Origin of the sequence: Paenibacillus sp. P46E, from assembly GCF_001909095.1 — a bacterium.
GTDB classification, from domain to species: Bacteria; Bacillota; Bacilli; order Paenibacillales; family Paenibacillaceae; genus Paenibacillus_AQ; species Paenibacillus_AQ helianthi.
In genome coordinates, this window is record NZ_LVYZ01000061.1 from 12250 (window position 1) to 37006 (window position 24757).

Annotated in this window: 23 protein-coding genes and 1 riboswitch; of the genes, 3 read left to right on the top strand and 20 right to left on the bottom strand. The window is 52.6% G+C overall.

All coding sequences use genetic code 11. The features are described 5' to 3' along the window. Window positions 1-121 precede the first annotated feature (121 nt). The 5 genes from A3849_RS23265 to A3849_RS33070 all read right to left on the bottom strand — a co-directional run bounded on the left by A3849_RS23265 (window position 122) and on the right by A3849_RS33070 (window position 3960). Complete coding sequence (locus tag A3849_RS23265) at window positions 122-1606, bottom strand: methyl-accepting chemotaxis protein (RefSeq protein ID WP_083613637.1); 1485 nt, start codon at window positions 1604-1606, stop codon at window positions 122-124. 170 nt (window positions 1607-1776) lie between these two features. After that, a complete protein-coding gene (gene spoVAE / locus A3849_RS23270) occupies window positions 1777-2127 on the bottom strand; it encodes a stage V sporulation protein AE (protein WP_074113528.1) in 351 nt (116 codons plus the stop codon). After that, the gene (spoVAD, locus tag A3849_RS23275) at window positions 2124-3158 is read right to left on the bottom strand and encodes a stage V sporulation protein AD (protein WP_074113529.1); all 1035 of its coding nucleotides are present in this window, start codon (window positions 3156-3158) and stop codon (window positions 2124-2126) included. Before spoVAD ends, spoVAE begins: the two co-directional genes overlap by 4 nt. Continuing rightward, window positions 3155-3607 (bottom strand): stage V sporulation protein AC, encoded by a 453-nt coding sequence (gene spoVAC / locus A3849_RS23280; protein ID WP_372237793.1) that lies wholly within the window; start codon window positions 3605-3607, stop codon window positions 3155-3157. The genes spoVAD and spoVAC overlap by 4 nt, the downstream gene beginning before the upstream one ends. A gap of 182 nt (window positions 3608-3789) precedes the next feature. Continuing rightward, window positions 3790-3960 carry a hypothetical protein gene (locus A3849_RS33070; protein WP_178382783.1) on the bottom strand — a complete coding sequence of 57 codons (171 nt, stop codon included), beginning with the start codon at window positions 3958-3960 and terminating at the stop codon, window positions 3790-3792. Between the two features lie 147 nt (window positions 3961-4107). Between A3849_RS33070 and A3849_RS23285 the strand changes: the two genes are divergently transcribed. Continuing rightward, on the top strand, window positions 4108-5181 hold the full coding sequence (locus tag A3849_RS23285; RefSeq protein ID WP_074085976.1) for a M42 family metallopeptidase: 1074 nt from the start codon (window positions 4108-4110) through the stop codon (window positions 5179-5181). A gap of 145 nt (window positions 5182-5326) precedes the next feature. Here A3849_RS23285 and A3849_RS23290 read toward each other — a convergent pair whose 3' ends face one another. The 3 genes from A3849_RS23290 to A3849_RS23300 are packed head-to-tail and all read right to left on the bottom strand — an operon-like array spanning window position 5327 to window position 8629. Then, the gene (locus tag A3849_RS23290) at window positions 5327-6412 is read right to left on the bottom strand and encodes an ABC transporter permease (protein WP_372237791.1); all 1086 of its coding nucleotides are present in this window, start codon (window positions 6410-6412) and stop codon (window positions 5327-5329) included. Continuing rightward, window positions 6409-7410 (bottom strand): ABC transporter ATP-binding protein, encoded by a 1002-nt coding sequence (locus tag A3849_RS23295; RefSeq protein WP_074113566.1) that lies wholly within the window; start codon window positions 7408-7410, stop codon window positions 6409-6411. Before A3849_RS23295 ends, A3849_RS23290 begins: the two co-directional genes overlap by 4 nt. A 49-nt stretch (window positions 7411-7459) precedes the next feature. Next, window positions 7460-8629: a COG1470 family protein gene (locus A3849_RS23300; protein ID WP_074113531.1), complete on the bottom strand. Its 1170-nt coding sequence runs from the start codon at window positions 8627-8629 to the stop codon at window positions 7460-7462. Window positions 8630-8835: 206 nt separating this feature from the next. Between A3849_RS23300 and A3849_RS23305 the strand changes: the two genes are divergently transcribed. Both A3849_RS23305 and A3849_RS23310 read left to right on the top strand, forming a co-directional pair. Beyond that, window positions 8836-9447 carry an RNA polymerase sigma factor gene (locus A3849_RS23305; protein ID WP_074113532.1) on the top strand — a complete coding sequence of 204 codons (612 nt, stop codon included), beginning with the start codon at window positions 8836-8838 and terminating at the stop codon, window positions 9445-9447. Further along, complete coding sequence (locus A3849_RS23310) at window positions 9419-10297, top strand: anti-sigma factor (RefSeq protein ID WP_074113533.1); 879 nt, start codon at window positions 9419-9421, stop codon at window positions 10295-10297. The genes A3849_RS23305 and A3849_RS23310 overlap by 29 nt, the downstream gene beginning before the upstream one ends. 135 nt (window positions 10298-10432) lie before the next feature. On the opposite strand, the gene A3849_RS23315 is transcribed toward A3849_RS23310, so the two are convergent. The 12 genes from A3849_RS23315 to A3849_RS23370 form a co-directional block, all read right to left on the bottom strand. Next, entirely contained in the window at window positions 10433-11578 is a 1146-nt protein-coding gene (locus A3849_RS23315; RefSeq protein WP_074113534.1) for a mannitol-1-phosphate 5-dehydrogenase, read from the bottom strand. Continuing rightward, window positions 11578-12012 (bottom strand): PTS mannitol transporter subunit IIA, encoded by a 435-nt coding sequence (locus A3849_RS23320; protein ID WP_020432921.1) that lies wholly within the window; start codon window positions 12010-12012, stop codon window positions 11578-11580. The genes A3849_RS23315 and A3849_RS23320 overlap by 1 nt, the downstream gene beginning before the upstream one ends. Before the next feature lie 16 nt (window positions 12013-12028). Next, entirely contained in the window at window positions 12029-14095 is a 2067-nt protein-coding gene (locus A3849_RS23325; protein ID WP_074113535.1) for a BglG family transcription antiterminator, read from the bottom strand. Between the two features lie 169 nt (window positions 14096-14264). After that, complete coding sequence (locus tag A3849_RS23330; protein ID WP_074113536.1) at window positions 14265-15734, bottom strand: PTS mannitol transporter subunit IIBC; 1470 nt, start codon at window positions 15732-15734, stop codon at window positions 14265-14267. Between the two features lie 449 nt (window positions 15735-16183). Further along, window positions 16184-17047 (bottom strand): aldo/keto reductase, encoded by an 864-nt coding sequence (locus A3849_RS23335; protein ID WP_074113537.1) that lies wholly within the window; start codon window positions 17045-17047, stop codon window positions 16184-16186. 117 nt (window positions 17048-17164) lie between these two features. Then, window positions 17165-17479: a DMT family transporter gene (locus A3849_RS23340; RefSeq protein ID WP_074113538.1), complete on the bottom strand. Its 315-nt coding sequence runs from the start codon at window positions 17477-17479 to the stop codon at window positions 17165-17167. Between the two features lies 1 nt (window position 17480). Beyond that, on the bottom strand, window positions 17481-17825 hold the full coding sequence (locus A3849_RS23345) for a DMT family transporter (protein ID WP_074113539.1): 345 nt from the start codon (window positions 17823-17825) through the stop codon (window positions 17481-17483). 62 nt (window positions 17826-17887) lie between these two features. After that, window positions 17888-17993, bottom strand: a riboswitch (guanidine-I (ykkC/yxkD leader). 53 nt (window positions 17994-18046) lie between these two features. Then, window positions 18047-20044 (bottom strand): beta-galactosidase, encoded by a 1998-nt coding sequence (locus A3849_RS23350; RefSeq protein WP_074113540.1) that lies wholly within the window; start codon window positions 20042-20044, stop codon window positions 18047-18049. Between the two features lie 276 nt (window positions 20045-20320). Further along, complete coding sequence (locus A3849_RS23355) at window positions 20321-21148, bottom strand: carbohydrate ABC transporter permease (protein WP_074113541.1); 828 nt, start codon at window positions 21146-21148, stop codon at window positions 20321-20323. Further along, a complete protein-coding gene (locus A3849_RS23360; RefSeq protein WP_074113542.1) occupies window positions 21145-22029 on the bottom strand; it encodes a carbohydrate ABC transporter permease in 885 nt (294 codons plus the stop codon). Before A3849_RS23360 ends, A3849_RS23355 begins: the two co-directional genes overlap by 4 nt. A gap of 95 nt (window positions 22030-22124) precedes the next feature. Continuing rightward, on the bottom strand, window positions 22125-23429 hold the full coding sequence (locus tag A3849_RS23365; RefSeq protein ID WP_074113543.1) for an ABC transporter substrate-binding protein: 1305 nt from the start codon (window positions 23427-23429) through the stop codon (window positions 22125-22127). A gap of 79 nt (window positions 23430-23508) precedes the next feature. Beyond that, on the bottom strand, window positions 23509-24594 hold the full coding sequence (locus tag A3849_RS23370; protein WP_074113544.1) for a response regulator transcription factor: 1086 nt from the start codon (window positions 24592-24594) through the stop codon (window positions 23509-23511). Window positions 24595-24757: the final 163 nt, after the last annotated feature.

The following is a 24757-nucleotide window of genomic DNA, read 5'->3' on the forward strand; positions in this document are numbered from 1 at the left end:
GTATTAATTATATTTTACATGATTAGGGACCCCAAAGTACATTATTGAAGATTGCTATCTTTAACATACGTCAAAGAAGCCGAACAAGGTTCTCCCTCCCGGCTTCTAAGATTTTCTTATTCTATTCTTGCTTGGAGTCTCCGCCTGAACCGGAGACCAGATCGTTCAATCCTACAATCAGACTCTCCAGACGTTTGAAGCTATCCACCATTTGGTGCGTAATATTACGCTGCTCCTCCACACCGGCCAGAATTTCTTCCGTCGCGGCGCTGGACTGCTCGGTGACACTGGAGAATTCAGTAATTTCGCTAACAACCTTTTCTGAAAAATGCTTCATGCCCGCTGAGCTTTGCTCTACATCCCCGGCCTGTGTCAGCACCTTGTGGGCGTTCGTCTGGATGGACTGGAACACTTTTTCCGTATTCTGTGCTGATTCACTGCCCGTGTGCAGAATCTCAAGGCTCTGTTCAAACTGCGAGATCAGTCCTTCGGTCTGCTGCTGGAGACTGGCGAGGACCTCGCTGATGGAATCGGCAGTCTGTCCGGAGCTTTCGGCAAGCTTGCGCACTTCTCCGGCCACTACAGCAAAACCCCGGCCATGCTCCCCGGCGCGTGCCGCCTCTATAGAAGCGTTCAGGGCCAGCAGATTGGTCTGCCGTGAAATTTGCATAATACTGTCCAGCATCGAGTGCATATCCAGACTCCGCTGAGAGAATTCCTGCATCTGTTCCGAAGTATGGTTCATCACTTCACGCAGCTCGGTGAATTGTCCCGTGAGCAAGGAGATATTGCTGCTGCCTTGTTCGCTCACTTCTGCCGTGTCTGCAGACAGCTGCTTCATCTCCTGGGAGTAGCCGGCGACATCGCGGATATGCTGGTCTGACACAGAGATGGATTCCGTGATTTCCGCGATACTGCTCGCCTGATATTCTATGCCTTTGGATACCTCTTGAAACCCGATCACGACTTCATTAGTGATGGCATCAACCATCTCCACTTCCTCTTTGAAATTCCCGGTAAAAGCATACAAACCGTCTACAGCTGATTTGACGCGGTCCAGCAGATATTTCACCTGGGTGCCTGTAGCCTCTACCTCCTGCCGGTGCTGCTCACTTTGAATAAACAGTTTGCGGTTCACGATAGATACACCGAGCATGGCACCGCAGATTAGAATAAATAGCCCAAAGCTGTCTACATAGGCCAGAAAATCCGGATTCGCACCAGCCTCTGAGTGGCCCGATGCGATCTGAATGAAAATATTCACAGCATTCACACCAGCGGTAATCGCAAAATAATGGTAGCTTGGATAAAATAGCAACATCGAGCACAGCAGCAGCGGTGTCCCAATGTCATCCGTGCCCTGATTCATATACACAGAGAGCGTTCCCAAAATAACAGTAAACACCCAAGGTAAGACAAGAATTCCTTTTTTCTTCAGATGAAGTACAGTTGCCACCACACTTAATGGAACCGAAACCGCGCTTGTAATCCATAAGTCTGGAACCTGAAATGCCAGAATCAAGCCGATCAGCGTAACCACGCAAAAGGCACAGAGAATAATCTTGTTTCTCATCCAAATAATTTCTGTAAATCTTTGATTCTGCAAGTTACACTTCCCCCGTCTTTATTTATTGAACCTGTTCTAACGTTTTATATCGTCATTGTTCGACAGTTTTTTAACTATAAATCTAATCAATTCGGCCCTTTTATTCCTCTTCACGCAAAAAAAAGCCGCCAAATGGCGGCCCTAAAAACAAGTTTCATGTATGCACTGGACTAGCCCTTCGGGCGCACAACAAGTGCAGCGAGGAACGAGAATACTATGGCTGCAGAGATCCCTGCACTGGTTACATCAAATATGCCTGTAACGACTCCAATCCAGCCATCCCGTTCCAGTTCGGTCAGCGCCCCGTGCACCAGGGAATTCCCGAAGCTGGTAATCGGTACCCCAGCACCGGCGCCGGCAAATTTCACGAGCGGATCGTATAATCCGAAGGCATCAGCAGCCGCTCCGGCCACCACAAGCGTACTCATGGTATGAGCGGGGGTCAGCGCCAGCACATCCATCAGCAGCTGGCCGATGACACAGATCGCACCTCCGACCAGAAAGGCCCACAAGTAGATCATACCCTATCACCCCCCATCTCCAGAGCCACGGCATGGGCCACACAAGGAATGCTTTCTCCCTGCTGGTAAGAGAGCGGTGAGAGCAAGGCTCCCGTTGCCACAACCAGCACACGCTTTAACTCGCCTTTTTTCATCCGGTTAAGAATATGACCATAAGTTACTGTTGCAGAGCAGCCACAGCCGCTCCCCCCGGCAATTACATATTTCTGTTTGTCGAGATCGTAGATCATTAGGCCACAATCATTAAAAGTCGTCTGCTCCATAGGAATGCCTTCCTTGGCCAGCAGATCCTTCGCAATCGGCAGCCCGACCGACGCAAGGTCCCCTGTTACAATCAGATCATAATGGCCGGGGGAAAGCGCTGTATCGCGAAAATGTGCGGTTATCGTATCCGCAGCAGCCGGAGCCATGGCCGCCCCCATATTGAAGGGGTCCTTGAGGCCCAGGTCCATAATACGCCCCATCGTTGCCATCACTACATGCGGTCCTTCTGAGGTTCCGTCATTACGCCCGATAACTGCACAGCCGGAGCCGGTTACGGTGTACTGGGCGGTTGGAGGTTTTTGCGAGCCATATTCCGTGGGATAACGAAACTGCTTCTCCACAGTACAGTTATGGCTGGAGGTGCCCGCCAGTGCGTATTTGCCGCCGCCGGAATCTATGATCATCGAAGCAATGGCAAGGCTCTCCATAGAAGTGGAGCAGGCTCCGAATACCCCCAGATAAGGCACACTCAGCGTTCTTGCGGCAAAGGAGCTGCTGATGATCTGGTTCATCAGGTCGCCGCCGACAAAAAACTCTAATTTATCCTGATCCAGCGCCGCATTCATTAATGCCAGCTTGGATGCTTTTTCGAAAAGGGCGCGTTCTGCCTTCTCCCACGTCTTCTCGTCCATCTTCAACGAATCGTAGATATAATCAAAATCGGAAGTCAGCGGACCCTCCCCTTCCTCCGGGCCCACTACCGCAGCGGAACCGAGAATAACAGGTCGGGTAGTATACTCCCAGGTCTGGCTGCCAAGCTGCTTCACAAGTGCCCACCTCCAAAGCCCAGGATCGCATAGACTACACCCACAACAAATGCGGCGACCACCCCGAACACTATTACCGAACCGGCCAGTTTGAACATGTTCGCACCCACACCAAGCACAAGGCCTTCAGCACGGTGTTCAAGCGCTGCGGAGCACATGCTGTTGGCAAAGCCTGTGACAGGAACTGCTGTCCCTGCACCGCACCATTGCGCAAGTTTGTCGTAGACGCCAAAGCTGGTCAGAATGACAGAGAGCAGGATCAGGACAGCTACCATCGGGCTCGCGGCTTCCCGTGCAGTCATATCAAAGATAGCCATAAAAGCCTCCTGAATGCCTTGTCCAATCACACAGATCAGTCCTCCGGAGAGAAACGCACGCACACAGTTTTTGAACACCGGACGGCTGGGAACATAAGGCTTGGCCAATTGTTCATAATCCTCCGGGGTCAAGGTATCAAGCCGCAGCTTGACACCGGATTTTCTAGTTTTTGCTGGCACAAAGGGACACCTCCTGAAAAGGATGCGAAAGGGATAGCCAGTATTACAGACTCAGGCTCTCCCTCCCGGAATATTCTTCGTTAGAAGTTTTTCCTTATTCTTCACCATTTCCGGTTTCGTTATGTCCCTCTAGCTCAGGTAAAATACAGCAGCACAAAAATCAGCAGCAAAAACAGAATCAAAATAAGCACGGCCTCACGCTCTGCAATATACCGCAGGCCGCCTCTCCGCCGTATTCCCCGGCTGCTCACCCTGCGGGAGAGGCCCATTGCCCGGGCCTGGGGCATGCTTCCTGCCATTCTCATGCACTTCGCATCCTTTCCCGGCCCCTGGGAGCCGCTGCTTTCATACTATTCGCATCCCTAGTACCCGGTGTTTATTTTGCCCTCCAATCATGGACAATTTGAGCCGCAATGTTCATACTAGATGATAGTAAAGGAGCGAGATGAACAATGAATCCAGAAACACTTGAACTGTTCAAAACACTGACTGAATTCCGCGCCGCACCGGGCTTCGAGCGCGAATTGCGCGCTTATGTCAAGGATGCGCTGGCACCTTATACCGATGAGTTCGTGCAGGACCGCCTCGGCAGTCTGTTCGGCGTGCTCCGCGGTGAAGAGAATGGCCCGAAAATCATGGTTGCCGGACATTTTGATGAGGTCGGCTTTATGGTTACAGGCATTACCGACAAGGGCATGATCCGCTTTCAGCCGCTTGGCGGCTGGCTGGCTTCAGCAGTGGCTTCACAGCGGCTTCAGATCGTCACCCCCAAAGGTGTACTGACGGGTGTTGTCGGCAGTACTCCGATCCATTTAATGAGTGACGATGAACGCAAGCAGCCTGGCGATATCCGTAAAATGTACATTGATATCGGTGCGGACAGCCTCGAAGAAGCACAGAGCTTTGGTGTAGCTCCCGGACAACAGGTTCTGCCGATCTGCCCGTTCACTCCACTGGCCAATCCTAAGAAGATTATGGCCAAAGCCTGGGATAACCGCTATGGCGTGGGGCTGGCGATCGAGCTGGTTCAGGCCCTGCACGGGAAGAAATTGCCAAACACTGTCTTTGCCGGGGCTACGGTACAGGAAGAAGCTGGCCTGCGCGGAGCACGGACCGCTGCAAATCTGCTGCAGCCGGATATTTACTTCGGCCTGGATGCCAGCGCCGCTGCCGACATGACCGGCGACCGCCAGGCTTTTGGACACCTCGGCCAGGGGGCCTTGCTTCGCATCTATGATCCAACCATGATCACGCACCGGGGACTGATTGAATATGTGCAGGATATGGCAGATACCCACAAAATCAAATATCAGTATTTTGTCTCGCAGGGCGGAACGGATGCCGGTCAGGTGCATGTCAGCGGTATCGGTGTGCCGTCTGCTGTCATCGGCATCTGTTCGCGCTACATCCATACCGCCTCTTCCATCATTCACAGCGATGATTACGCTGCTGCCAAAGAGCTGCTGATCAAGCTGGTGGAAGGGCTGGACCGCACAACACTGCAGACCATACTAGAGAACAGCTAGCTTGTTAAGCACGTCATAAGGACAGGAGAACATACTTTGCTGCTCTCCGGTAGAGTGTTATCCGATGTTCCAAATTGCAAAACGGGCTGACCAGGAATACCTTTCCCGGTCAGCCCGTTTTGTATAGATCATGAATGCCTTTCTATTAGTTCCGCGAACGCACCTCCTGGCGCATGAACACATAATAAGATAACCCGAAACAAAGCACGGTCGCCGCAAGTAGGCCGGTCAGCTGCGGCCAGACCAGAAGCAGGCTTTGTCCTAGAGATAACGGACTTGAGATCGCACCCACCAGCTGATCCATGGTCAGAGGCCCCAGGGAACGGACACCCGGGGAGAGCAGTGTGGTAATCGTTTCGGAGAACAGCTCCGTTGGCGAGAGCCGGTTCAGAGCGAGAATAAAGTGGACATGGCGGAGCTGCTCACTGACAGAGGCCATCTGGGACACCGCGGTGGCACTGTCGATCAGGCTGATGATCATGCTGTAGAACAAGGTCAGGAACAGCCAAGCGGCGATGCCCGACAATGCGGAGGTGGCTGCCTGGCGGAAGCGGATCGAGAACAGGATCGACAGATTCAGCCAGAAGCCGATGTAGACCGTGGCGATGATCAGAAAGAACAGGATGCGCCAGAATTCCTCCGGGGTCGGCGGATAGCCGATCGTCAGGAGACCCAGCCCTGTAACCAGCAGCCCCAAGGAAAATACCACGACGGCAATGAGCAGCAATGAAGCGGTGAATTTGGCCTTCAAAAAATCATCCCGGTAGACTGGCTGCGAGAGCAGACGTCCAAGCGTGCCTTTGTTCCGCTCCGAATTTACTGCGTCAAAGCCCAGCGAAATGCCGATCAGCGGACCCAGCCAGGATAGAAAAGTGGTGAATGTCGGAATGGACAGGGTGCTGCTCGAAAGGGTAAACATTTTTAGAAAGAGAAAGGTCGCTGTACCCTGGTCCTCCTGCCCCCCGCTCTTGATGGAGCTGATAGAGGAATAAATGGAGCCGATACAAGCCAGTACGATAATACCGATCAGGATGGTGAACCGCCAGCTGCGGACATGATCCCCCATCTCCTTCTGCACCATAACCCAGAAGGCCGAGCCGCTGCCGCCTTCCCGTTCATCCGGTCTTTTGTTTATGTCTTCAGGGGATTTACCGCCCTGCAGTATAGTAAGCAGCCTGGACCAGCCCACACGCATCGGTGCAGCAGCATTTTGCGCTTTTACCGTCATCATCCTTCCTCCCTCCTTTCAAAGTAACGGTGATAAATCTCATCCAGTCCAAATTCCTTGCGGGTAATGAAATACAGCTCTGCTCCGCTGTGTATTACCTGGGCGGCAATTGCCGAGGTTAGGTTCCGGTCACAGATCAGTGTCACCAGCACGCTGCCCGGCGGCGCATTCTCCCCTTTCCACTCCTCTGTTTCAAGCCTCAGCACACCTTCGATGGCTTCCAGACGTCCAGCCAACTCCCCGCTCCAGGGCTGAACCGCCAGTTCCACCTCGAACCGCAGTTCCTGGTTAAGCTCCCTGGACAGCGTTGCAATATCGCCGCAGGCGATGAGGCGTCCTTGGACAAACAACCCCACCCGGTCACAGATCTGCTGCACCTGCTGTAATTGATGGGAGGACAGCAGTACGGTAATGCCTTCATTCCGGCTCAGATCGGAAATAAGCACCAGCAGCTCTCTTACCCCTTCCGGGTCGATGCCCAGCGTCGGTTCATCCAGAATAATGACCTCAGGATTCTTAATCAGCACATCAGCAAGGCCTAGACGCTGCCGCATCCCGCGGGAATAGGTGCCAACCTTGGCACGCGCGCTTCCGGCCAGCCCGACCTTTTCCAGCAGCCGTTTCGCACTCCGCGCCGCTTCCTCCGCTTCAATCCCGTTAAGCCTAGCTGTATAGATCAGATTGTCCAGACCGGTACGGTCTTCGTAGAAGCCGATATCATCCGGCATGTATCCCACCCGGCGTTTGACCTGCAGCGCATAGCGTGCAGGATCATATCCGCAGATTAGCGCACTGCCGGAGGTGCGCTCCGTCAGGCCGAGCATCATTAGAATGGTTGTTGTTTTGCCGGCACCGTTCGGACCCAGCAGCCCAAAAACCTCTCCTTTACGGATTGTCAGACTTAGGCCGTCTACGGCAGTGAAGCTGCCATACCGCTTCGTCAGATCTTTCAATTCAATAACAGATGGTATATTCGCGTTGTTATCAGATGTATCTGCCATATCTGTTGTTCCTGTTAACAGCCGCTGCTCGATATTAGTATCCATAAGATCACCGTCTTCCGAATTTGCGGAACAGATAATAGATTCCGCCAATGACAGCGGCAATGATCAGCACACCAATCCAGCCCCAGAATACGGAGGTCTTCACCGTAACCCGCAGATCAGCCGTTGCTGATTTGGCTGCAGAAGCGGCGCTGAGACTAACCACATAATCCCCCGGCAGCGAATTGCTGCTGGATTTGATAACAGCCTGGGTCGTTGCGGTGGCTCCCGGTGCAATCGTACGGATGGTGGAAGGATCGAAGGAAACCTCCCAGCCAGTTGGCGTACCTTGCGAAGTCAGCGAGACATCCTCAAGCGGTGCACTGCCTGTGTTCGTAATCACCAGATTAATCCGCCGCTGACCGCCTGCTTTCACATCTGTACTCAGCAGATTGTCTGATGTGCTCAGCTGAATGCCGTAGGTTCCTGTAACCACAGCCTCCAGTTCTGCTTTTGTTTGGGTGGAGCCGCTTGTTGCGGTTACCGGTATTTTGTAGGTACCCGCCTTGACCTGTTCCGGCGGTTTGGCTTCAATACTAATATTCTTCTCTGCTCCCGCTTCCAGCTCGACCGACGTTACACTGTTGCCGTCTGCCTTAATCCGCACATCCCATCCGTCTCCTGCCTGTGCCGCAAGCGCGTATGACTGCTTCTGCGCTGTGTGATTCCTCAGCACTGCACTATACGTAAAAGTGGTATCGGAATGGCCTTCCATATTGGACTGGTCCACCGCCAGCTCAGTTTTGAAGGTCCCCTGCTCGGATACATTGACTTTAAGCTTCAGTGAATCCTGTCCCGGAGCGTTAACCGCGAATATATAGCTTCCCTTGTTAATCTCCAGCGGCACCTCCAGCTGCAGGTTGACGCTCTGTGTTTCCCCGCCCTTGACAGCGATCTGCTGAACCTGGCGTCCTCCTGCGGTCAGCTCATACTTCCAGAAGTTGCCGCCTGCGTCAAATGATAATCCGACCTTCTGTGTAGCAGTTCCATGATTGATTACATCTACCGGATAAGTGACCGACTCGCCCGGTGCCGCAGACAACTCAACATAAGGTGTGTACAGTTCTACTGCGCCTGCAGCCGCCGCTTTAGGCAATCCCGCATTTGAACTCCAGACCAGTCCTGTCAGCAGCAGAATCAGTAGTGCAGCGAGTGGTTTTCCGCATCGTTTTAACATCAATAATTCCTCCTTCGGTAGTTCATCCGATAAAGATACGAACGAATACCGGCTTTGGATTTACTGTAAAAAATATATTTTTGGAGGTCTTTTAAAAAAATAATTTTAGTGGTACAAAGAAGAAAAGGCAGTTAAAAAAACGAGCGGCGGAGTATCAAATAGTCAGATATGGACCAATGAATGTTGCTAAGGGAGGAAAAAGAGCGATGGATCCCCACAACGAGGCAATGGCCGAGGCACTGGCGCAGATGTGCGAAGGCTCCACAGCCGCGTTTGACGAATTCTATGGATGCTATGCGCCTTTCATCATGAAGATCGCCTATGGGCAGACTCAGGATTGGATGGAGGCAGAAGACATCTGCCAGGATATTTTTCTGGAGGTATTGCGGAAAGGCGGAGCCTATGATGCTTCACGCGGCACGGTCAAGGCGTGGCTGGCGGTAATGACACGCAGCCGCTGTATCGACAGGCAGCGCCGGAAGGCCCGGACGGAGCCTATTGCCGATCCCGAAGTGCTGCATCGTGAGCCGGACGGACCGCTTCAGGAGGATGCCGCGGTGCGCAAGCTCCAATGTGAAGCACTGGATCATGCGCTGCAGACTCTTCCGGTCAACCAGAGAAAGGCGATCCTCGGTTCCTATTATGCCGCGCACACGCATCAGGAGCTTGCGGATTCCTGGAGCGTTCCGCTGGGCACGGTGAAATCATGGATTAAATACGGCGTTGCCAATATGCGCAGGCAATTCATCAAGCAAGGCTGGATCGAGCAGCCGGAAGGAGACCCCTCCTATGAACCGTTACAGAAACGAAAATTCTGAATTCCTCCATAGCAGCAGCGGCTCCCATGTCCCCTTCCGCCATTACAGCGAAGAGGAATGGATCGATTGGATCGGGAATGACATCCAGGGAAACAAGCGGGCGGAGATGGGCTTCCATTTGGAAGAGTGTCCGGTCTGCCGTGAACGATATAACACCTGGATGCCGCTGCTTGCAGAGCCGTCTCCGGATACTGAAGGAGGGTCTGCCGAAGCAATGGCCGCCGGGAAAGGAACCTGCTCCGCAGAATCTGAACCTTTCTCTGTCTATGCAGAACAGCAGGGTCCCCTCTATCCATCAGGTTCAGTGCGTCGGAAGATCAGACGCCGCGTCCGGTGGACAGGATGGCGGCGCAGACTGGGAAACCTGCGGCCCGCTTACCGGCGCGGGGCAGCGGCGCTGGCTCTGTGCTGCGCCGTGGGCATCATGCTCCTGGGACTGTTCGGAACCGAGCAGGACGGGCGCTCGGAGCGCAACCGTTATGTAAGCAGCTATGAGCCGCAAGCGATGGAGGTGCTGAACAGGCCGGAGACCGTAGCGTACCCGCTGGACTGGAGCCGGAAGGACCAATTCTCCGGCAATGTCTGGTACAACGGCAGCTCCGGGGAGTTGTTCGTGCTGATCGAAGATGTTGCACTCAGTGACGGCCTGTCCATTCAGGCCTGGGCTGTGAAGAACGGCAGCCGGAACACGCTGGGACTGGTTCAGATTGAAGACAGGAAGGGCCATCTGTATGTTAAGGGCAGCCAGCTGGGCGAAGCGGACAATATTGCACTGACCGTGGAGCCTACCGGCGGGAGTCTTAAGCCGACTTCTCCGGATGCAGCTTGGGTCCACCTGCTTAAACGGTAAGTCACTCCTCCCCGCCTAACCACAGGTTTTTCCCATCAATCGATGGAGTCCTTAACCTGCCAAACAACAAAGGGGTTTTGCGCCTCAGCCGATACACGAGCTGACGGAAGCGCGAAACCCCTGTTTATATAGCTTTTACTTTAATTTCGCATACTCTGCCATTACCGACTGATGTACCGCATGGTCAGCAGCAATGCCTGTGTATTTCGTTAACGCAGCTTCGGTGCCAAGCTCTGCAATTGCAGCTTGAAGCTCTACGGCTTCGGGATCATCCTTCACATCAAACAGCAAGGCTCCGGCCATGGAACGGGTCAGGGCTGTATAGCCCAGTCCTCTGTCATAAGCCTGCAGTGCCGGTGAGACCAGACGGTCATTCGGTGACAGCTTGCGCAGCGGTGAGCGGCCTACACGGGACACTTCATCCGTCAGCGCCGGATTGCGGAAACGCTCAAGGATTTTATCGATATACTTGCTATGCTGCGCTTCATCGAAGCCATGCTTTTGAATCAGCACCGCACCGGTCTCCTCCAGCACTTCTCGCACCTGCGCAGTCAATGCCTCATCGGCCATAGCCTGCTGGATCGTCTCATACCCGCGCAGATAACCGAGATAAGCAGCCGAGCAATGTCCCGTGTTCACCGTGAACAATTTGCGCTCAATGTATGGCTCCAGATTATCCACATAATGAACACCTTCAACAGGGACATAGCCAGGAATCATCTGCGAGGAGTCGATCACCCACTCGTAAAAAGGCTCTACCACTACCTTCAAAATATCCTCATGCTGCTGCAACGGCACAATCCGGTCCACCGCCGCATTCGGAAATGCTACAGAGGCGTCCGCTTTGGCGCGGGACTCCTCGTCCAGCTTGGCATATACCAGCTCTTTGAGCTGGGCGCTGCCGCCAATAGCGTTCTCACAGGCAATGACATGCAGCGGAGCTGCGGAGATAGCCACCCGTCTGCGGATGCCTTCCGCTACTGCACCGGCAATATGCTTCAGGATCGTGACCCCGACTGCCGTCGTTACGAGATCGGCCTCCGCAACAGCCGCTGCCACTTCCTCCGCATGGGTTACACTACTTAACGCAGTCACATTCTTGACAATGACCGTTTCCTGGCCCTCACTGGCCAAGGTCACCGGATACTCTTTGCGCTCCTGGAGCTGGGTTACAAATGCCTCATTGACATCCACGAAGCATACTTCATATCCCGCCTGCGACAGCAGCAAACCGATGAAGCCTCTGCCGATATTGCCCGCACCGAAATGGACAGCCTTCATTACTCCAGTCCCCCTTCAAAAATAGCAATAACATCAGCTGGAGTAGGTGCATTCATGACCCGTTCAATTGCGTCATCTTCCGTGAAGATCATCGCCACATTCGTCAACACTTCCATATGGCCGTCACCTGCGGCTGCAATGCCAATGACCACAAACGCAGGCTCATCGCCGCCAAAATCCACGCCGTCCGGGAAGCGGATGACTGACAAACCGGTGGATTTAATAAAAGGTCTGGCTTCCTTAGTGCCGTGTGGAATCGCTAGGCCTCCGCCCATATAGGTAGATACCACCTCTTCGCGTTCCAGCATCTTCGGCACATATTCCTCCGTTACATGTCCGGCATCGACTAGCAGCTTTCCGGCCATAGTGATCGCTTCATATTTATCTTTGGCAGCACCGTTCATAATCACTTTGTTTTCAGACAGTATACTCATATGGTTTCTCTCACTTTCACATTTTATTTTCGAAAAAATGAAGCAGCTCAGACGATAAATACCGCCTGATCTCAGGCTCCGTCCGTTCCTCCAGCAGTTTGACCAGCTCCGAATTCAGCAGAAGGGCGCTGATCTCGCTAAGCACCTCCAGGCTTTCCTTGGACAGCTTGCGCGGGGCAAGCATCAGCAGAATGACACGGACCTCAGTTCCGCCTTCCAAAAGCACCGGCTGGCTCAGCCGGTACAGCGTCAAAGAAGACATATGCACATGACTGCTGCGGGTATGAAACAGCGCAAGTCCTGTATCCGGGATCACCTGGCTGGCCATGCGTTCCCGTTCAAGCAGCCGCTCCAGCAGAATGTCGGAATCATCGATTACCCCGCTGCCGTTCAACAGATTCAGCATCCCGGACAGCGTCCCGGATAAAGACAGGCCGCTGTTGTCTAGCGGATGGAAACGGAAGCGCTCAAGCAGACTGACCATTTCATCCAGTATCCCTTTGTAGCTCTTCAACCGGCTTAGCGCGGCTTCTTCCCGGCTGGCCTTGCCGGATTCCTCAGGGGCGGACGTGTCCTGCTCGTTGAGTGTTATATTGTGAATATAATTCAGCAGCTTCTCTATCTCCTCCCCTGTAAGCAAGGGGCTGATCTTGATATAGCGTTCCTTGTCGATCGGCAGATCAATCGTTGAAATAATCAGGTCATAGTCCATATCCGGCAGACGGGCGGCCTCATACCAGGAGATGTTGCCGAGAACCTCAATCTGCGGCATTTCCTTGGCCAGCCTCGTGGCAAGCAGCCGGGAAGAGCTCAGTCCGCTGGCGCAGACCAGAATCGCCCGGACACTGCGCCTGAGCTGGTTCAGCCTCTCCACGGATGCGCCAAAGTGCATCACCAGAAAACCGATCTCTTCATCGGGAATGGTTAGCTCCAGCTTCATATCCTGAGCCGCTGCCCGGACAACCGCAAATAAATATTCATAATCTTTGCGGATAGGTCCAAGCAGCGGATTCCGGATACGCGTGCCTTCCCGGATGCGCTTCAGCGCCGGGTCCATATGCTCCAGCAACCCTTCACGCAGCGAACGGTCTCTCTGAAAAGGCAGGCCCGTGCGCTTGGCAACACTCTCTGTCAGCCTGTATACAATCTCCATCAGCTCAATATCGCCGTAGGCAAAACCGCTTGAGGAAAATGAGTCCTGTACACGGTCAAACAATCCGGCAAAATAGAGAATCTCTGCCCGGGGGAATTCCTGTCCGAGCACGGTCTCCAGACGGCTCACGAACTGCTCGGCCCCGGCGATGTTGCGGTGATCAGATAACCTGGAGTATCCGGCTTCTTCGCCGCTAACCATTCCCCGGCCGATCTCGATCCGCCGGGTGCTCACGGCCAGCCCCAGCAGCATCTCCATGTAGACAATTTCGGGAAGCTCTGCGGTCCACTTCCATTCCATGTCCCACAGCATACTCTCGACGCTCATCAGATTGGATTTGCCGACTGTAGTAAGAAGAAGGCGGAAGACCGGATTGCTCTCGGTCTGCGGAGTATGGCCCACCAGATCGGACAGGTCCAGGTGTTCGGCAGCCAGCCGGCAGACCGCCCGGCGCTTGTCAACCTCGAGACCTGTAATCTCTACGCCATACCCTCTCCTTCGGACCAGCTCCAGGCCGAATTTGCGGACCCACGGTTCCAGTTCGTCCAGATCGTAGCTGATGGTAGCAACCGTAACCTTAAGCGAATGGGCCAGCGTGAACAGCTTCACCGGCTCTTCAGCCTCCAGCAGCGCGCAGAGCTCAAATATTTTGCGGTCCTCCCCGGAATACTCCGCAGGCTTTTCTTCCCGCAAAAACAGGCGCAGCTCCGCAAGAGCCGGCTCCTGGCCGCTCAAAGCGATGCCTTTTCCTGATTTCCGGATCAGATCAAGCCCAAACTCCCCAAGCGACTGCTCAATATCCTCCATCTCCCGGTGAACGGTTCTCACGCTCACTCCGATAGACTCGGCGATTTCAGCGGCAGTGATCTCCTCGTTTACACCCAAGAGGATCCATAGGATCTGGCGCTGCCTTGCGGTTATTTTCTTCATAGCCTGTGTACCCTCGCCTTAACTGGAGACAAACGCTGGCTTGTGAAGGCCAGCGTTTGTCTCCTAATTTAGCTTTATACAGATTGGACCTTCATAATGTCAGCCGGCCTGACTGTTTTTGATCTGAACGGCAAATTTAGCTTGTATGATAGTTGTACACGACGAATTCTTACTTTAAACGTTCCACCAGCTCGTCATATTTCGGGCTCTTCAGGAAGTTGTCAATCGAGATATGCTCTGCCTTTGGATTGCTGGCAATCGCACGGTCGGTCAGTGTTTTCTGGGTAACAACAATGTCAGCATCGGCAGGAATTTCGCTGACCGCAGAGTTCACCACAGTAATGTTGACCCCTGCATTCTGCAGCTTCTTCCGCAATACGGAAGCACCCATGGCACTGGAACCCATGCCGGCATCACAAGCAAAGACGATTTTGTTCACATCCGCTTTGTTTCGAACGTTGGCTGTCACATTAGGAGTGATTATATTGGCTGTAGTTGCCGCAGTTGCTACTGTAGGGCTAGCCGCAGTACCGGCAGCTTTCATATCACGCATTTTCGCTGCTGCTTCTTCCAGATCTACTTCTTCCTCGTTGTTTTTGCTGCTGGTCTTAAGCAGAATAGAAGCGATGAGGAAGGAAACTACTGTTGCTACAACAACACCGGCGAACATTGGACCGTAACCGCCCTTAGGCGTCATGGCAATGTAAGCGAAGATACTGCCCGGAGATGGTGAAGAGGTAAGTCCTGCGCCCAGAAGCTGGAAGGTGAAGGTACCGCTCACGCCGCCGCCGATAACTGCCAGAATCAGACGGGGATTCATCAGGATATACGGGAAGTAGATTTCATGAATACCGCCAAGGAAATGGATGATAATGGCACCCGGAGCGGATGATTTGGCCGAACCTTTACCTACCAGCCAGTAAGCAAGCAGGATACCAAGACCTGGGCCCGGGTTCGATTCAAGCATGAACAGAATGGATTTCCCGATCCGCGCCGATTCTTCCGCAGCGATAGGACTCAGAATGCCGTGGTTGATCGCATTATTCAGGAACAATACTTTTGCCGGCTCAATAATGATGTTAACAAGCGGGAGCAGGTTGTGATTGACTAGAACCTCAACACCGTTGGACAAAATATTGGTCAGTCCCTGGACCAGCGGCCCGATCCCTTTGTAAGCCCCGAGTGTTAAAGCACCGCCAATAATCCCGAGTGAAAAGTTGTTGACGAGCATTTCGAAGCCTGCTTTGATTTTGCCTTCTACCGCGCGGTCGAAGAGTCTTAATATCCAGCCTGCCAGTGGACCGACTATCATCGCTCCAAGGAACATTGGAATATCTGACCCTACGATAACCCCCATGGTCGCAATTGCGCCGATTACACCGCCGCGTTTGCCATTGATCATCTGTCCACCTGTGAAACCAATCAGCAGCGGCAGCAGGAACTTGATCATTGGACCAACCAGCGTAGCCAGATCTTTATTCGGGAACCAGCCCGTTGGAATGAATAAAGCCGTAATCAAGCCCCAAGCGATAAAAGCGCCGATATTCGGCATAACCATACCGCTGAGCATGCGGCCGAATTGTTGAACCCTCACCCTTATACCACCGGACGAAGTTTGTGTTGTTGCTGTTGTGGCCATTTGAAATGCCCCCTTATGTTATTGAATGAGATGCCCTTTACCGAATACTCTGAAAGGTTATCCCCTATGACCACATCGTAAATCAAAGCGCTTTCTTTGTCAGCAAATTGAAAACACGGTTTCGTCATGATCATTGTTGACATCATTTAAGAGTTCCTGCCAACGGGCTATTTACCGGCATTTTTCCTGCTGCGAATGGCCTACCATGTAAAAACGGAAGCCTGCATTTTACCGCAAGACCTCCGCCGTTTGATTCATTCTTTATCAGACCGAACCGCATGCCACGACACGCTGTCTGCCGCCTCGTCATTATAGAATGCACCAATCTCCGTAATATAAATCGGAATATCTCCGTACAATTCAATGAATTCGGCTGAGAACGGTGTACCACCCTGCCGCGGCAGGACAAAAGAAAAAGCTGCCCCGTTCCAGGGACAGCCCTCAAATCATCAAATCATATCCAGCGGTACCCTCCAGGCCGGCTGCGGAAATGCATCGTCAAGCTTCCAGCACTCCTCGTCGCTCAGCCGGATCTTCGCGGCCGATGCGTTTTCGGTGACATGCTCCCGGGTCGACGCTTTGGGAATGGAGATGACATCGCCTTCCCGGACGCTCCAGGCCAGCATAATTTGCAGCGGTGTCGCTCCGTGATTCTGCGCAATTTCACGCACCGTCTCATTCTCGGCTAACCCTTTACGCAGCTTACCCGCCTGTGCCAGCGGAGAGTAGGCCATTACAGGAATTTTGTGCGTGCGCTGCCAGGGCATCAGCTCGTGCTCAATGCCCCTTGAGCCCAGATGATAGAGCACCTGATTGACAACGCAGCGGTCTCCGCCAGGAATACGCAGCAGCTCCTTCATATCCTCCATATCCAGGTTGGAAACGCCCCAGCGGGCGATTTTGCCGGAGGCTACCAGCTGCTCCATCCCCTCTACCGTCTCCTGCAGCGGAACCTTCCCCCGCCAGTGCAGAAGATAGAGATCCAGATGATCTGTTCCCAGACGTTTCAGACTCTCTTCACAGCTGCGGATGATCCGATCCAGGCCGGCATGATGCGGATACACCTTAGAGACCAAAAACACCTGGTCACGGATTCCCCGGATAGCTTCCCCGACCAGTTCCTCCGAGCGTCCTTCCCCATACATTTCAGCGGTATCAATCAGATTCAAGCCCAGCTCCACCCCCAGCCTAAGAGCAGCAATTTCCTCGTTACGCACAGCCTTATCTTCGCCCATATTCCAGGTTCCCTGGCCCATCTTTGACAGTACTGTTCCGTCTTTAAGTGTGGTGGTGCCGGATATACCGGTTTTCATTATGAAAGTCTCCCTTACCCGTTTGATTGGATTACGTTAATATACCTACTATATATACTTACCATGTTATCCCAATCGAAACATCGCACAGGTGTCCATTTCATTACTTTCTCCCAATCACCCGATGAGTTTGAGACCGGCGGCCGCTCCAAGAATCATTACAATACAAATAATCCGCCGTAATCCGCGCCCTTCCCCGTATAATACCATCCCCAGTACCGCTCCCCCGGAAGCACCAATCCCTGTCCATACCGCATAAGCCGTACCCATCGGCAGAGTGTTCATCGCCTGAGACAGAAGCAGCAGACTGCCGCCAAAGCCCAGTACAAACAAGAACAACGTCAGGAAGTCACGGTCCCTTTGCAGCTTGCCCAGCATAGCCACCCCAAGCATCTCACAGCAGCCTGCAGCAATAAGCATCAGCCAATCCATGTTATGATACCTCCTTCGTACGGGTGTCCCCGGTAACAAGCTTCAGGCCAATGACTCCGGCCAACAGCACCAATATAAGCACCAGCTTGAGCAGCTTGAACGGCTCCCCGAACCAGATCATATCCATAAGAACCGTTCCTGCCGTGCCAAGTCCGACAAATACAGCATATACCGTTCCTGCAGGCAGCTTGCTGCTGGCCGCGACAAGAGTATAGAAGCTGACCAAAAGCGCCATTCCTGTTACCAGCCACTCCCAGGGAGCGGAAGCATGCTTCAGGCCGATGACCCACACGACCTCCAGACAGGCCGCGCCTGCAATACTTAACCATGCCCTATTACTCTTCATAAGTGAATCTCCTCCTGTGTAAAAATAAATAAGCCCGGAAGGCCATCATCCAACTGGACGATACCTCCCGGGCTTTTATCCCTCCGTGTTGACACGGATCATAGGTCCGTGCGTCTTCCCTCGGACCAGCCAGCCTAGATGGGCTGCGGAACCCTAGAAAACTAAAAGAATTATTATATTACACCGTATATTAGCAAATTCCGGAGATGAAATCAAATATTCTAAGTCAGCAGAATCAGAAATCCCCAAGGGGATAGTTCCAGTTCCTCCTTAGGCGCAACTTTCCGGCCCGACAGCAGCTCTTCAGCAGGGCCATGCGGATATACCAGAGACTGCGGAGAGTCAGAATAATTAAAGTAATAACGCACCGTCCGGTTTTGCGGATTGATGCCTGTTCTGACGATCAGAGGAAATGCCAGCTCCTGGTCAGCTCCCCATAATCCAGCCTCCTGCACGGCAGCCTTCAAAAGGCTGTCCGCCATCTCTCTGCTTGTCATGCAGCCGATATACATTGCGCTGCCTTGTCCATAACGGTTCCGGGTAACTGCGGCGTATTCGCCGTAGTGCGGATGATCGTAACGCAGCAGCACCTCTGCTGTCGTCGGGGTGATCAGTTCCATCCAAGTTTCCACAAGGTTGTCCCCGCTAGGAATCACTGCATTTTCACTCTTCAGCCTTACCTCATGTGGTGTGACGAACATGCTGTAGCTAATGCCGCAGGCCTCACTAATGATTCCCGGCTGTACGGTTGTACGTACCTGGATAACTTCGTCCGCGAACCCGCTTTTGAAAGAATATACGACATGTCCGCCGGCACGCACGTATTCATTCAGACGCTCAAGGGCCTCATCCGGGACCGCATACAGCGCCGGAACAACGATCAGGCTATAATCCGACAGACTGGGATAATCCGGCTGAATAAAGTCACATTCAATGTTCATCCGGTACAGCCCGTCATACATCCAGCGCACAACATCATTATAACTCCGTCCATCCGGCAGCTTGAACCATTCCAATGCCGTCAGAGCTTCGTTGCTGACCATTACCGCCACCTTGTTCCGCTTCTGCAGACCATACAGCGACTCGCTTAAGCGCGCAAAATCCCTGCCGATCGTGATCGCCTCGTTATACACCGGGTTCGGCTTGAAATCATGGCTAAGCAGCCCTTTCCAATACGTCTCGAATGAATTATGAATGGAGTGCCAGTGCCAGTAAGCGACCATATTCGCACCTGATGCCAGATGGCTGAAGGCCTGCAGCCGCAATTGACCCGGATAAGGTGTCCAGTGGGGAAAAGCCTGCGCCTGCGTCTCCAGCACCAGGTAATTGCTGCGCTTCAGCGAACGGGTCATATCGCCGCCGAAGGCGATTTCCGTTCCGGTCAGTTCATGCTGTGAGGGATGGTAAATATCCACTCCGGCAATGTCAAAAGCTTGGGCCGCGGCAAAGTGGTCCACGGATGGCTGCACCCCAAACGAATACCCGCGCCACTCAAAATCAAAGTTCTGCGTGACGAATTGTCCCGGCTGCTTATACTCGTTCACCAGCGCCACCTGCCAGGCAAGAAAATCCGTCACCAGTCCCCGCTGGAAGCGGGCGAACTCCGCCCCCAGACTGCCGTTAATGGTGCCCACTACCGAGGGGAAGTCCTCCCAGCTGTTAATCCGGTTGCTCCAGTAATCCAGTCCGAAGCGGTGGTTAATCTCCTCCAGCGTTCCGAAGCGCTCCCGCATATATTTGACGAACAGAAGCTGCACGTTCTCTCCGGCCGTATCGTAATGCTTCGTCTCGTTGTCCGTCTGGTAGCCGATCACCGCCGGATGCTTGCAGACCCGGCTGATCAGCTTGCGGATAATCCGCTCGGCATGGAATAGATAGGCGGGATTGGTAATGTCCATAATCTGCCGCGCGCCGTACTTTCCGGGTCCTTTTGGCGTTACAGCCAGGACATCCGGATGCTCCTTGACCAGCCAGGTGGGAACGGCATACGTCGGGGTTCCGACGATGACAGCAATCCCCGCAGCATGCATCGCATCCAGTACCCGGTCAACGGAGGTAAAGTCGAAGACGCCATTCTGCGGCTCATGCGTACTCCAAGTCGATTCAGCAATGCGGACCGTATTGATGCCCGCCGCCTTCATCATGGCGATATCCTCATCCAGCCTCTCGTAAGGCATATATTCATCGTAATAGGCAACGCCGTAACGAAGTTGATTCATCGTTGCTTTTACCTCCCTTATGGAAAATTTCTTGTTCTTGTCCTTGTCATTATAATTCTTACTCACCCACCGAAGGTGAACTTAAAAGCAAAATAGGGTAAAAGTACGGAGGGGACGTTTGGAACTGTAGGAGCGTAGCGTCCGCCTTTGTCTTCAGATGTTATCCGCTAAGCGATATAATAAAATACATCTGAAGACAACAGCGGCCGAAAGTCCAAACAGTCCCCGCAGTACAACCAGACCCTATTATGAACTTTTAATGTTCACCTTATATCCTCAACCCTTAATGGCGCCCTCAGCAATGCCCTGCATAATGAACTTCTGGAAGAAGCCGTAGATGACAATTACCGGAAGTGCGGTCAGCACCAGCGCAGCCAGAATGAGTGACCACTCCTTGTTGTATTCCCCAAACAACGTATTCGTCGACAGAATCAATGTGTATTTGTTGGAATCCGTAAGCATCAGCAGCGGCAGCAGGAAGTCATTCCAGATCCACAGGAAATCGAGAATCGCGATGGTCACCGTAATCGGCAGCAGCAGCGGGAAGATAATCCGGAAAAAGGTCTGAAATTCACCGCAGCCGTCAATACGTGCCGCTTCCTCCAGCTCCCGGGGAATGGACTTCACAAAACCATGATACAGGAAAATCGCCATGTTTACCCCGAGGCCAATATAGATCAGGGCCAATCCGTAGGTGCTGCCGCTGACATGAAGGGCTTTCGCCATCCGGGTAAGCGGAATCATGATTGAATGAAACGGCACCAGCATCGAAGCTATGAACAGGGAGAAGATGGCTGCGCTAAGCCTACCGGAGGTCCGGGACAGCTTGTAGCCTGCCAGGGCTGCACAGAAGATAATGCCGCCGATACCGATTACGGATACAATGACCGAGTTCAGCGTGCTGTGCAGGAGGTTGATTTTATCAAAGGCCTGGCTGTAATTCTCAAAATGCAGCTTGGTCGGCAAAGCCAGGAAGGAAGAGAACATCTCGCCCTGTGTTTTTACGGAATTGATAATGGCCAGATAGATCGGGAAAAAGGAAATGAGCGCTCCGATCGAAAGAAACAGAGTAATGAGCAGGGAAGCTCCTTTTCTGAGTCTCATGCTTCCACCTCTTTTCGTTTCATGACACCAATCTGGATGAATGTGAAAATCAGGATAATTACGAACAGAATGACTGATTTGGCGCTGGCATAGCCGTAGCGGAAGTTGTTGGAGAACGCCTCTTCAAAAATATTCATTGTGATGACCTGCGTACTGCGTCCCGGCCCCCCGCCGGTCAATCCATAGACCACTTCGTATACCTTGAACGCCCCGTTCAGTGTCAGGAAGAAGCAAATGGTCACCGCATGTGTAATCATGGGGAGTGTCACTTTCCGGAAGGTCTGGAACGGGCTGGCGCCGTCAATAACAGCAGCTTCCTTAAGGCTTTGCGGCACACCCTGCAGGGCGGCCAGATATATAATCATCATATAGCCGACACCATTCCACAGCGATACGATTATGATCGAATAAAAGGATACCTTGGGATCGCCTATCCACAGCTGGTCCAGGAAGGACATAGCCGTTTTTTCGGCAATTTGCGGCAGCACCTGGGAGAACACAAAGGTCCACATGAAGGCACTGATAATCGTACTGATCATATTGGGCATGAAGAAAATGGTGCGGAAAAAGCCTTTAGTACGAGTTTTCGTCTCAATGAACACCGCCAGCACAAGTGCGAATACATTTTGCAGAACGATCATGAACAGCACATATTTCATCGTAAACAGCAGAGCATTCACGAAATCCGGATCATCACGCAGCGCCTCAATAAAATTGCCGAGTCCGATAAAAGAATAATTGGGATTAAGCCCATTCCAGTCCGTGAAGCTGTAGTACATTCCGCCAACCGTGGGAATCAGCAGAAATAATGAGTAGATTATCAATGCTGGTGCGACAAAAGCTAGCAGTGAAAGAACATTCTTGTATTTCTTATTCGGCACAGTAACCGCCCCTCTCCCTCTATGTGGGCAGCAGCAAACAGGGATGGAGAAAAATGGGTTCTCCCGCTCTTCCATCCCTGAATATCCGCCGCAGCTTATTTATTGACTTTGTTGAAGGATTTCCATGCTTTATCAAGTGCCTTCAGGACATCATCCTGCGACATTTGTCCGGCGTAGTACGCCTGCAGCCCTTTGCCTACCTCATCTTTGACCGATTGCGGAATAGCCGGGTCTTGAACAGACTTTCCTGCTTTGACATAGGTAGTAGCTTCAGTGATCCAAGGATAGCTCTCATAGGTGTGAACCGTGGATACCGGATTGAACTTAAGCGATTGGAAGAAGGCGTTGGATGCTTGATCGTCCAGCACATAGTTCAGGAAATCGAGTGCTACTTCTTTGTTCTTGCTCGTTGGCGATACGGCCAGCGATGTCGAGGCGCTCAGATTGATCAGAGTCGCACTGGCATCATCGTTGATTGGCAGCGGCGCTACCCCAAAGTCCAGATCCGGATTGGATTTGAGAATCGTTTCCGCATACCATGGACCCATCAGCCACATCGCTCCCTTGCCTGCAGCAAAGGCGGCTGCGCCGTCATCACCGCCAACCTCGGTAGCCTTGGCAGTGCCGTTCGCATTGATCAGATCGAACACATCAAAGATTGCCGATTTCATCTCAGTGAAGGAACCTTCATCCTTGTTCATCTTGTTCACAAATTCAGGATCTTCGGTTTTCATCATCCCGCCTACAGCCAGCGGCAGCACCAGCTGCGGAATCCATGACTCTTTGTACGAAAGTACAAATGGTGTTATTTTTTGGGCTTTCAGCTTCTCGATGACCGTCTTCATCTCTGTCAGCGTCGTTGGTGGGGTCAGTCCCTGTTCTTTGAAGATTTTTTTATTGTACAGGTAGCCCCAGGACAAGGTTTCCAAAGGCAATGCCACAACCTTGCCGTCCGTAGTGGTGACGGAAGGCTTCACACTGTCCAGCAGCTTGCCGACAAACGGCTGGCTGCTCAGATCCTCCAAATATCCGGCTTTATAATAGGACGGGATTTCGTTGACAGCATGAATGGCGAAAATATCCGGCGCATCATTCGAAGCGAGCCGTGTTTTAAGTATCTGGGAAGCGTTGTCGGCCGTAGGCATTTCCAGCTGTACGGAGACATCGATGTTCTTGTCCGTTTTTTCCTTCTTCACAAACTCGGCGATATAGTTATCGTATTGCTCCTTGAAGCGCGGCTGGGCGATGAACATCTTCAGGGTGACGCTTTTGGCGACACTGCCGGTGCTTGTTGTATCTCCGGTTGCAGTACCTGAATTACCGCTGTTGTTATTACCGCAGCCTGCAAGAAGTGTAGCGGCGAGGATCGTGCAGAGTAACCCTTTGCTCGTCTTTGTCATGCTGTAAGACCTCCCAATGTCTTTGTTTTGTTTACGCTTTCATTGTAACCCGTTTATGAAAGCGTTTAATTGGACGGAATTACCCTTCCGGATTGGACATTTTTAAACCGGCTTTCTGTTTGCGCATTTCTCCCGGTGCCACGCCAAAATGCTTCTTGAACACCCTGTAGAAATACCCCACGTCCTCATATCCCGCAAGCTCAGCCACGGTCTTGATTGGAATATTCTCATCGGCCAGCCACTCCCTGGCTTTGTCCATCCGAAGCCCGAGTATGTAATCCGTGACGTTACAGCCATATTCCAGCTTGAACACCTTGCTCAAATACTCCTTGCTGACAAAAAAAGCTCTCGCCAGCCCCTCCAGCGTCACCGCCTCGGCAAAATGCCCGTCGATATACTGCCTCACCTCTTCGAGGTTTAGCTTGTTTTTGAACTTGCGCTGACCGATCAGCTGCTCGAGGCTTGCCTCATAGAGCTCCTTCAGATAGGCGGTTATGCTGCCTGCCGAAGTCAATGCTGCATGTGGAATTTCCGCTTTCAGAACATCGTCTGCAAGCCCGTTGCCCCGCATAAGCTCCTTCAGGAGCAGCAGCATTTCACTTCCAGCCTGGCGGAGCGCACCGGGCATGCGGGTTCCACCAGGCTCCAGTTCTTTGCCGATCCCCTCCAGAACTGAGTTCACACCTTCAGCATATAATTCATTGAAATGGACACGCATGAGCTGTTTATAAGAGGATAGCCACATGGAGACGTCAATGTCCGGCGCGTACGCACTTTGCCCTTGTGAAGCTGCCTCCAGCTCCTTCTTGCACTTGCCCAGCACTGCGTTCAGTTCCTTCGGATCAATGGGCTTCAGCAAGTAATCCACCGCCCCGTACCGGATAGCATTCTGCGCATATTTGAAATCATCGTAGCCGCTGACCACAATCATCTTAACCTCAGCAAACCGCTCATGTACAGCATTCATCAGCATCACACCATCGGCACCGGGCATGCTCATATCGGTAATGACAATATGCGGGGCCAGCTCTCCGATCAGGCGCAGCGCCTCCCGTCCATCTTCCGCTTCTCCGGCAATTTCCATGTCAAGCTCCTCCCAGGAGCCGAACGTCCGCACGATGTCCCGGTTCCAGCTCTCATCATCCACCAGCAGTACTTTATACATCGTCGGTTCATTCCTTTCGGATATAAATTGAGCACGGGAAATCAAAATTTCGGGCTCGGCCGTGGCTCCAGAGAATGTTTGGACTTCCGGCCGCTGTTATGTTTGGATTTCCTGATTTGAACCGCTTGGCTGCGGTAGAAATCCAAACATAAAGGCGGTCGCT